Here is a 9,541-nt window from a genome sequence, read left to right on the forward strand (position 1 = left end):
AGCTGCTTCAGAAAGCGATGTTGCCGATGACCCAGATGCGGCTGTTCTTGGACTGACCATCGCTGTCTGTGTTCGCTGCCGTGGGATTGGGGTTGCTGCCCAGCTTGTTGGCATAGACCAGCCTGACGCTGCCTTGATCCAAATAGCTGACTTGAGCGCCTAAGCCTGCGCCCTGCAAGGTGAAGTAATTCGGGCGGCCTGCCGGCAGAGCGTTCTGCCACAGTTCTTTGTACTGGCGTAAGCCGCCCGCATCGTAGAAGGCAAACAACTGCATCTGGCCCTGGGGCAAGACGAAGCTGTAGCGCAGCTCGGCCGTGCCCAGCCAGCCATCGTCGCCCAGGCCCTCCCCCACGGGGTAGGCGCGCACGCCGGTTGGGCCGCCGAGCTGGAACTTCTCAGCGCCGTCGAGATTGCGGCTCGCCAATTGCGCGGACAAGCTGGCGTAGAAGGACCAGGCCGGATCCGCCGCCACGCGGGCCAGGCGGCTGAAGCCCGCATTGAGCTTGCCGAAGGAGCCGATGGTGCGCGCGGTCTGGCGGTCCATTGCGGCCAGATCCGAGCCCTCAGGCGCACTCAAACGTCCCAGCGAGGCCGTGCCATTCCAGGCCCACTGGGCGCCGCTGGCATCCAAGGCATCGCCCATCCAAGTCAGGCTGCCGACGTCGAGCGAGCGCGTCTGGCGCAGCGTGCCGACCACGCTGTTGTCGAGCCGCTTGAAGTCCAGATTGGCCAGCAGCGTGCTGTTGCGGCGCACCGAGCGCTCCATCGGCAGGCTGCCGAACAGCGAGAAGATGGTGCTGCGGCTATTCAAGTCCAGTGCCGTCACGTCTTGGCCCAGCGTCATGCGCATATTCGACCAAGAGGCACCCAGCTTGCCGCCTTGCGGACCCGCCAACATCTGCGAGGCCAGCTTGACGCTGTCCATGCCCGAGGAGTGGCTCAAATTCAGGCTGTACTGCTCGCCCAGCCCGGCCGGGCTGTTGAGGTTCACCAGGGCATTGCTGCGACCGGTGCCCACATAGGGGCTGCCATGGTTGTCCGCCCACACCGAGCCACTGACGAGACGCGCCTCTTCCACCGTGGCCACGGCCTGTGTGCTGCCGGGCTGCTCGCCCGGGCTCAATGCGGCGCGTGCGGACTTGATGCCCGGTACCTCGGCCGCCAGGCGCAGGGCACGGTCCAGCTCCAGCGTGTTCAGCGGTTCACCTGGGCGCACCGCCGGCGCCAGCACCTCCTCAATCACCTTGGCCTGCACACGCTCGCCAGCACCCTCGATCTTGAGCCCGCGCTGGCCCGGCGTGGCATCCACCACACCTTGCTGCACGGCAATCGTGACCTCGCCGCTGTCAATGCGCTGCGGCGGCAGATAGGCTTGGGCCAGGCCGTAACCCTTTTCCTGCAGCAGTCCCGCTACAGCGGCCGTGGCTTGGTCCAGTTGCTGCAGTGTCAGGGCGCGCTCGGCAAAAGGCTCCAGCTTGGCTTGAATCTCGGCGGCCGCGACTTGCACCACACCGTCGACTTTGAAGGTTTTGACGAAAACGCGCGGCTCGGCCTGTTGCGGCGGCAGCTCGGGCACTGCGGCCACTTGCGCCAGGCGAGTGGGTGAAGCCACCGGCGACAAACCTTGAATGGCGATGGCCACTTGGCCGCCCTGGACCTGCGCGGTCGAGACACGCACCTCGGCCTGCGGGTGGCCGTTCTCACGCAGGTACTTCGCCACCGCATGCACGGCGGTTTCGTATTCTGAAAAACTCAGCTCACGCCCGGCCCAGGGCGCCAATACCTTGTTCAGCTCCGTGCTGGAAACGCCCGAATCTCCCTCGAAGCGCAACTCACCCAGGGACATACGCAGACCGCTCAGCCCCGTTTGCACACGCGGCTGATTGGCGCGGATCACGGTCTTGGCCGCAGGCCGCGGCAGGGCCGGCCGCTCATCGGCGCGGCGCAGGCTTTCCGCCACGACGCCCACATCCGGCCGCTCCCCCTCAGCATTGGCTGCCTCAGCCAGCACAGGTGCAAACATCACCACGGCGCAGGTCAAAGTGACCTGCGCTGTCGCGCTATTGGCGCTTACTCCCAATCGACGGTTCATTGTTTTCATAGCTGTTATCTTGAAAAGCTCGGACTAGATGGAGGCTCAGCCGCGCTGGGCTCCGAAATGGATCTGGCAGCGCTGGCCAGGAGGAATCTGATAGTTCGGGTTGGCCAGGCGCAAGCGCACCCGGAAGGTGTTGCTGGCGGCATCAATGACCCGATCAACCTGCGTGGCCTGGGCCCGCACGCGCCCGCCGGCCAGCAGCAATTGCACGTCATAGCTCTGGCCAACCTGGATGCGCCCGAAACGGCTGGCCGGCACCACGGCCTCCACATGCAAGGGGTCGAGCTGAGCGATGCGGAACATGCGTTCTTGTTTGACCAGGTCGCCACGGTTGCGCAGGCGATCCACGATGACGCCATTGATGGGGCTGACCACAACGCGCAGCTTGAGCTGCTCTTGGCGTTCCTTGAGCTCCAGCTCGGCCATCTGCAACTCGGTATTGAGTTCATCGAGCTCATGCTGCGAGATCAACTCCTTGCGATGCAGCTCTTCATTGCGCGCGCGCTTGCGGGCACCGAACTCGGCCTTGGCCGCTTGCAGCTCCACCGAAGCCTGCTCCACGCCCGAGCTCAGCCGTGCCAGCACCTGGCCGACGCGCACCGTATCGCCCCGATCGGCATAGACAGCTTCAAGCACCCCGTCCACGGGCGTGCCCACATTGACCTCCAGCGACGGCTCGATCAGGCACAGCGTTTCAGACACCGGCATGGGCATCGGCGCGCCGCCCGTGGCCGCATTCAGGCGAGCCAGGTCGGCGGGACTCAAAACCGCTTGGGCCTGCGCATCGGGCCACGGCCCCAGGCACAAGGCGAAGGCCAGCGCCACCAGGCCCAGGCGGTGCTGCGTCTTGCGGCCATCCCGCGGTTCGCGGTCGAACGGACGGGCGGCTTGCTGCCCCTGAGGGGTCGGCGTCATCATCATCTTCACTCCATTTGTCCACTGAAAGACAGCGACTGCCGGGTCTGGAAGTCGGTCTTCAAAAGATTGCGCCGCACACGGGCGTGTTCACGTTCCTTGCGCGCCTGGGCTCGGCGATACAGCCATAAACCCAGTTGCTGCGCCTGGGGCTGGCCCGGGTGCTGTAGCAGCACCCGACGCAGCGGCTCCAGCCAAGGCCCGGGTTGCTGCGCCAGCAACTCATCATCCAGGCTAAGCAAGGCTTCCCAGCTACCGGGATCGCCTTGGCGCGCACAGCGGCCGATCAGTTGGCGATCCACCCGCGCATTGTCATGCCGCTCGGTGAGGATGGTGTGCAAGCCGCCCGCGGCACGCGCCTCAGCACTGAGCGGCACATCGGTGCCGCGCCCGGCCATATTGGTCGCAATGGTGATGCGCCCGGCCTGGCCCGCCGCCTCAACGATGCCGGCCTCATCCGCGTCCTGCTTGGCATTGAGCACAACATGCGGGAGCCCGTGCGCGTGCAAGACGGCGCTCAGTGCCTCTGAGGCCGCGATCGAGCGCGTGCCCACCAACACCGGCTGCCCAGCTGCCAAGCGTTGCCGCACCGCCTGCGCCACGGCCTCCCACTTCAGGGCCAGGGTCGCGAAAAGTTGTTCTCCTTGCGCCTGCCGCAAGGAGGGTTTGCGCGGCGGCACCCGGGTCACCGCGGGACCGAACACCGCCTCAATCTCGGCGGCCACCTCACGGCAGGTGCCTGTCATGCCGGCCAGGCGCAGATAGCGGCGGAAGAAGAGCTGATAGCTGATGCGCGCCAAGGTCTCGCGCGCGGCTGACTGGGCCACGCCTTCCTTGATCTCGACCATCTGGTGCAGGCCACGCTCCCAGGAGCGATCCGCCATCACGCGGCCGGTGTTCTCGTCAACGATCTGCACCTTGCCCTCATGCACGATGTAGTGCACGTCGCGGTGATAAACGTGCAGGGCCGTGAGCGCCTGCAAAACCGCCTCTTCACTGCGCAGCGGCGCATGCCAGACCGCCGGCAAACCAGGCAGGCAGGCCCGCAGATGATCGCGCCCGGCCGGCGTCAAGCGCACCTGACCGGCCTCCAAAAAAGCGTGCTCGGGCAGGCGCAATTGCTCGGCCAGCGCCATCGCCTGGCTGGCGTAGGCCTGCGCTGCCGGGTCGGCGCGCTGGGCCGACAAAATCAAGGGCGTGCGCGCCTCGTCGATGAAGATGCTGTCGGCCTCGTCAACGATGGCGAAATGCAGGCCACGCAAGGTGGTCGGGCGCTGGCCTTGCAGGTTCAGCATGCGGGCCAGTGCCATGGGCAGGGCTTGCATGCGTTCTTCCAGGTGTTGGCGGTCGCGCAAATAGTCGAACACCACGGTCTTGTTGCTGCAATACACGATGTCGGCCTGATAGGCCTCGCGCCGTGCGGCTTCGTCCATGGACTCCAGCACCACATCGGTGTGCAAACCCAATGCCTCGTAGAGCGGGCGCAGGCCTTCACGGTCACGCTCGGCCAGGTAGTCATTGACGGTGATCACATGCACCGCCAAGCCGCCCAAGGCCCCGGCCGCGGCGGCCAGGCTGGCCGTCAAGGTTTTGCCCTCGCCGGTGTCCATCTCAAGCACGCGGGCGCGCAACATCACATAGGCGCCCTTCAGCTGGGTGTCGAAATGAGCCAGGCCCAAGCAGCGGCGCGATTGCAGCCGAATCAAGGCAAAAGCACGGGCACACAAAGCGGGCGTGAAGCCTTCGCGGCCCAGCGCCCGGCGCAGCTCGGCGGTCTCGGCCGCCCAGGCGTCCAGGCCCTGCCCCTCCAGCACGGCGCTGGCGCGGTGAACGGCGGCAACAAAGCGGTTCAAGCTGCGCGCCGAGAGCTGGTCGCGCCGCAACAAATGCCGCGCACACCAGTCGGCCGCGCGGTCCCAGACCGAGACTTCGCCCCAGTCGCGCCGCTGGGCATAAGGGTCGGCCCGGAAGCCCAGCGCAAACGGTGCTTTGCTACGCATCAGGTGGCGAAGCTCCGCAAAAAGAGCTGGCGCAAGGGCCGATACCACTGCTGCGCCAGCGGCTCATGCGGATGCACGAACTGCACATGCACACGCTGGCCCACCGCGCGGGGCAACTCATCGCCCAGCAAGCGCAGCTCGAAATGGAACAGGCTGTTCAGGGACTGCGGACCTTGGCCGGCCTCATTGCTGGCCGGATCCAGGCCGATGGTGCCGCCGCCCTGCAAGGACAGGGCCAGGCTGGGCAATTGATTGGTGGCGGCGGGCACCTCCCGGTTCAGGCTGGCGGCCAGCAAACGTCCCACGTTCTCGACACTGCGCAGCTCGACCCGGGTGGTGCGGGTGCGCACCTGGTCCACCTCACCTTGGCCAACCACCGCCAACAAGCTGAAGTTGCGCGGTTGAAGCACAAACGCAAGCTGCTCGCCCCGATCGACGAAGCGGCCCGGGAAGTCTTGCGGCGAGGCCATCACAAACTCCCCATCCACCGGGCTGGTGATGGCGAGTTGCTCGCGGCGCTGGCGCAAATCGGCCAGGCGCTGGCGCACATGGCGCAGCTCGGCCTCTTGCACTTGCGCCTGCAGCCGGTCCAGCGCCTGAGCTTGCGCCAGTCTGGCCTCGGTTTCCCGGCGCTTGGCGTCGGCCTGCGCATATTGGGCCTCCAGCTCGGGGTCGCTACAGCCCAGCAAGGCCTGCCCGGCCTTGACCTGAGCGCCCGGCTCGACCAGCAACTCGGTGCCAAAGCAGGCATGGCTGGCTCGGGCGCGCGACTGCTCAGGCATCCAGATCACGCCCTCGGTATTGGTCCAGGACGGCACCGGCAACACGAAGACCACGGCCAGCAAAGCCGAGCTGAGGCCCAGGCTCAAGGTCCAGGCCCAGCCGCGCCGCCCCTCCAGCGCCGGATTCGCCCAGAGGTACTTGAGATGCTTGAACAGCGGCGCACCCACGGTGCCCCAGGCCGACCACAGCGCCAACAACACGCCCACAAAGAAAAACTGCTGCGCCACCATCAGCACAATCGCCACCGCAATCATCATGCGATAGACAAAAGAGCCCAGGCAGTAGCTCAGCAACCAAGGCGCCTCGCGCGGCGTCAAGGGCGGATGGAAGTCGCTGGCCGGCTGATCTGCGCCCAGCCTGAACAGATGGCGCTTGATCAAATGGCCGAGGTACTGATTGGCGCGCTGGCCGAGATTGGGGATCTCCAGCCAGTCGGCCAGCACGTAATAGCCATCGAAGCGCAACAAAGGGTTGGCATTGAACACCACCGTGCTGATGCCGGCGGCCACCAGCACCTGATGCAAGAAGGCCTTGCCCACGCCGGGCTGGGCCTGCGCCCACAGCCACAAGGCCACGGACGCCACCGCCAGCTCGGCCATCATGCCGGCCAGCCCGACAATCATGCGCTGGCGCTTGGACACCAGGGCGGTGGACTGGCTGGCATCCACATAGGGCACCGGCACCGCGATCAGGAACATCAGCCCCATCTCGTGGCAGCTATTGCCGAAGAGCTTGAGCGCCAGGCCATGACCGAGCTCGTGGATGATCTTGAGCACCGGGAAAGCCAAGGCCAACAACAACATGTTCTCGCTGGTGAAGATGCGGGTGCTGATGTCGGCGCTGAGTTCCTCCCAGTGCATGGCCGCCCCGAACATCCCGGAGCCCACCAAGGCCAACCAAGCCAGGCCCAACCAGGGCAGCAGCCCGGCGGGCAAGCAACGCGCCACGGCGCTCAGGAAGCGATCCGGGTCCCACAGCGGCAACTTCAAAGACAGCGGATTGCCCAGGTACTGCTTCAAGCGGGCCCAGCCGAGCTTGCGGCGGCGCTTTTCCAGGTCGTCCAGATCGGGCTTGCGTTCGCTCAGCAGCACATTGGCCTGGTGCAACTGCGTCATCAATTGCAGCACTTCGTCCTGCGTCGGCGCGGCATCACCGAGGTTTTCGCAGCTGATCTCCCAGATCTGCTCCAAGCTGCGCTGCCCGTCCATCAGCGCAACGATGCGGTAAGCCTCGGGGTTGAGCCGCATGAAGCGGCCGCTGGCCTGGTCTTGCAGCACATACCAGAGCTTGCTGCGGTAATGATGGCGGGCCAGCCGCGCTTGGCCACGCAGCTGCGGCCGCATCTCGGAGACGCGGTACCAAGTAGATGAAAACAGGGTCGAGCTCATGCTTGGCTTACACGCCCAACCAACGCCACAGCTGCAAACGCAGCCAGTCCATCATCCGGTGCGTCCAGATCCAGACCAGGCGGCGCTCGCCCATGTCGATCTTGCCCAAGCCCTCCATGCCGGGCCGCAGCTGAGCTTCGCGCACGGCGTCGGCCGACAGCTCAAGCTGCGCCTCGACGCGGAACTGGTTGTGACCGTCCTTGGCCTGGGCCACCGGCGTCAACAGGCGCACGGTGAAGGGGAAAGTGCGACCCGGCATCGAGGTCAGCATGAGCTCGCCACGCTGGCCGGTCGCGACCAGGTCAACGTCCGCCTCATCCACCTGCAGGATCACGCGATAGGCGTCCAAAGGTGAAATCTCGAACAGGCTTTGACCTTTTTTGAGCGCCGCGCCCAGGCTTTGCGAAAGGTCGCCACTGACCACCAGGCCATCGAGTGGTGCACGGATGGCGCTGCGCGCCGCCATGGCCTCAGACAAGCGCCGCTGCGCCGAGGCCTGGGCGATCTGCGCCATCGAAATCTGTATCTGCGCCAAGCTGTGCTGGGCCTGTGCCTCTTGCGCTTGCTTGGCGTACTGGGTCTGTTGGCTGGCCCATTTATCAGCTTCCAAGCGCATATCGCGGTCGTCCAGCATGGCCATCAACTGGCCCTGCCGCACCACGTCACCCGCCCGGACCGAAGAGCTCGCCACAAAGCCGTCAAAGGGCGCAGCCACCACACGGCGCACCTGCCCCTCCAACGCCGCATTGGCCGCCACACGGTAGGGCCCGGTGGCCGTGGCCAAGACCAGCACCGCGCCAAGCAGGGCCAAAACCCCCAGCTTGCGCAAGGCGTGGCGCGGGCCGAACAGCGCGCGCGCCTGCGACTCCAGCCCATCACGCCAGCGCAGGGGCCAGGCCCGGCGCGCATGCCGTTTTTCCAGCAACAGCCGGCCCAACAAAGGCGGCAGGCCTTGCGCCATCTGCAAGCTCAAGGGGTCGGGCGCACGGCCCGTCCACTCAAACAACATCACGCCGTAAGCGTGTCGGCCCAAATCGGCCTCAGCGGGCTGGAAGAAGGGCACCGACAAAAGCGTGTCGGTGCCAAAGCCGCGCGCCAGTTGCTGATGCTCGCGACACATCACGGCGCCGGCCTCTTGCTCACCATCACCACGGCCTTCGTCGGCCTGTGCCTGCGCGCCACCCGCGCCGGGCTCGCCGCCCCACTGCACCGGGCAAGCCTGATCGCAGGCCTCGTCCATGGCCGCTTCGATGGCATGCGCCAAGTCGAGACGACGGGAAAAGTCAGCGGCATTCGACAGGGCCTGCAAGCGCACCCGCCGACCATTGCCAAAGCCGATCGAAACACGGTCGCAACCCAAACGCTGCGCAGCCTCATTGACAGCCACATTGCAGGCCGCCTGCGCATCACTGCACGACAGCACCGCCACCATCAATTCCAAGGCGAGCAGCATGCGCTCGCGCAGACCCTCTTGCTCTTGCTTACCGGCTTGCGCGCCTGTCTGTGCCAGGCCACTGCCCTGCCCCAACAACCAGCCCACGCCCCAGCGCAACCAATCTTGGGCATGGCGAGGCACCTGCCCCGCCGCGAACACCAGGCCCACCACGCCATGCAAGACCGGCGGCGCGGCATCCGGCGCACGCGCCTGCGTCGCCACCTGGTCCAGCAAAGGCAGGGCCAACATGCCCTGGCGATTCAGCGGCATGCGCATCGCCAGCGCCTCTTCGCACAAGCTGGTCAGGGCTGCGCCGGGGGCTTGTTGCAAGGGCCACAGCGCAGCCGGGCGCAGCTCACCCGGGGCTTGACCGAGGTGACGCCCATCGAGCACCAAAACGGCCTCGCTGACACCAGGCTGCAGGCCTTGAACCAAGGTGTGCAGCCAGGCGGCATGAAAAGCCTGGCAATCACCGGCAACCGGGCCGTCCAGCAGCAATTGCCAAACCGGTGCGGCGATGAAGGAAGAGGACGCGAGCATGAAGGCGTTCAAGAAGGGAGAAAAAATACGTCGGGTCGGGCGCACGCCTGCGCGCGCGCCTCACGCCTTGAAGGCTGCGTCCTCAGAGCTTCAGTTCGCCGTAGCGGGTTTCGTATTCGCGCAAGCCCAGCTCCAGCAAGGTCATCAGGCGCTTGGCGGCATAGGGGTTCAGCACGATGCGGTTGGACAAGGCCACCTTGACCTCGGACTGCTGGGTCTGCCAAGCTTGATTGGCCCCGAACAGCAGCATGATTTCTTCGCGCGTGCCCAGCACATTGCAGACATTGGCGTAGGTGGTCTCCATCTTGGAATCGTCCCAGGTGATCTGGGGCATGGCTTCGACGGGCAGTTTGTTCTCGGTCGTCATGAAAAGTTCTCGTTT

The 9,541-nt window shown here is 65.8% G+C and carries 6 protein-coding genes; all 6 read right to left on the minus strand.

The window, feature by feature from the left end; genetic code table 11:
- Positions 1–7: 7 nt before the first annotated feature.
- Positions 8–2,092, minus strand: a complete 2,085-nt coding sequence (locus tag AABB87_RS04235) for a ShlB/FhaC/HecB family hemolysin secretion/activation protein (RefSeq protein ID WP_341970028.1) — start codon at positions 2,090–2,092, stop codon at positions 8–10.
- Between the two features lie 45 nt (positions 2,093–2,137).
- Positions 2,138–3,019, minus strand: a complete 882-nt coding sequence (locus AABB87_RS04240; RefSeq protein WP_341970029.1) for an efflux RND transporter periplasmic adaptor subunit — start codon at positions 3,017–3,019, stop codon at positions 2,138–2,140.
- Between the two features lie 2 nt (positions 3,020–3,021).
- Positions 3,022–5,013 carry a preprotein translocase subunit SecA gene (locus tag AABB87_RS04245; protein WP_341970031.1) on the minus strand — a complete coding sequence of 664 codons (1,992 nt, stop codon included), beginning with the start codon at positions 5,011–5,013 and terminating at the stop codon, positions 3,022–3,024.
- Positions 5,013–7,184, minus strand: coding sequence for a PqqD family peptide modification chaperone (locus tag AABB87_RS04250; RefSeq protein ID WP_341970033.1), 2,172 nt, complete (start codon positions 7,182–7,184; stop codon positions 5,013–5,015). The genes AABB87_RS04245 and AABB87_RS04250 overlap by 1 nt, the downstream gene beginning before the upstream one ends.
- A gap of 7 nt (positions 7,185–7,191) precedes the next feature.
- The gene (locus tag AABB87_RS04255) at positions 7,192–9,159 is read right to left on the minus strand and encodes an HlyD family efflux transporter periplasmic adaptor subunit (protein ID WP_341970035.1); all 1,968 of its coding nucleotides are present in this window, start codon (positions 9,157–9,159) and stop codon (positions 7,192–7,194) included.
- Positions 9,160–9,241: 82 nt separating this feature from the next.
- Positions 9,242–9,526, minus strand: a complete 285-nt coding sequence (locus AABB87_RS04260; RefSeq protein WP_341970036.1) for a DUF3467 domain-containing protein — start codon at positions 9,524–9,526, stop codon at positions 9,242–9,244.
- Positions 9,527–9,541: the final 15 nt, after the last annotated feature.

It is taken from the genome of Roseateles sp. PN1 (genome assembly GCF_038419725.1).
Classification (GTDB): domain Bacteria; phylum Pseudomonadota; class Gammaproteobacteria; order Burkholderiales; family Burkholderiaceae_C; genus Paucibacter_A.

Excerpts from the sequence above, each read along its gene's own strand:
- AABB87_RS04235 (WP_341970028.1), bottom strand. The coding sequence starts at position 2,092 with ATGAACCGTCGATTGGGAGTAAGCGCCAATAGCGCGACAGCGCAGGTC.
- AABB87_RS04240 (WP_341970029.1), bottom strand. The coding sequence starts at position 3,019 with ATGATGATGACGCCGACCCCTCAGGGGCAGCAAGCCGCCCGTCCGTTC.
- AABB87_RS04245 (WP_341970031.1), bottom strand. The coding sequence starts at position 5,013 with ATGCGTAGCAAAGCACCGTTTGCGCTGGGCTTCCGGGCCGACCCTTAT.
- AABB87_RS04250 (WP_341970033.1), bottom strand. The coding sequence starts at position 7,184 with ATGAGCTCGACCCTGTTTTCATCTACTTGGTACCGCGTCTCCGAGATG.
- AABB87_RS04255 (WP_341970035.1), bottom strand. The coding sequence starts at position 9,159 with ATGCTCGCGTCCTCTTCCTTCATCGCCGCACCGGTTTGGCAATTGCTG.
- AABB87_RS04260 (WP_341970036.1), bottom strand. The coding sequence starts at position 9,526 with ATGACGACCGAGAACAAACTGCCCGTCGAAGCCATGCCCCAGATCACC.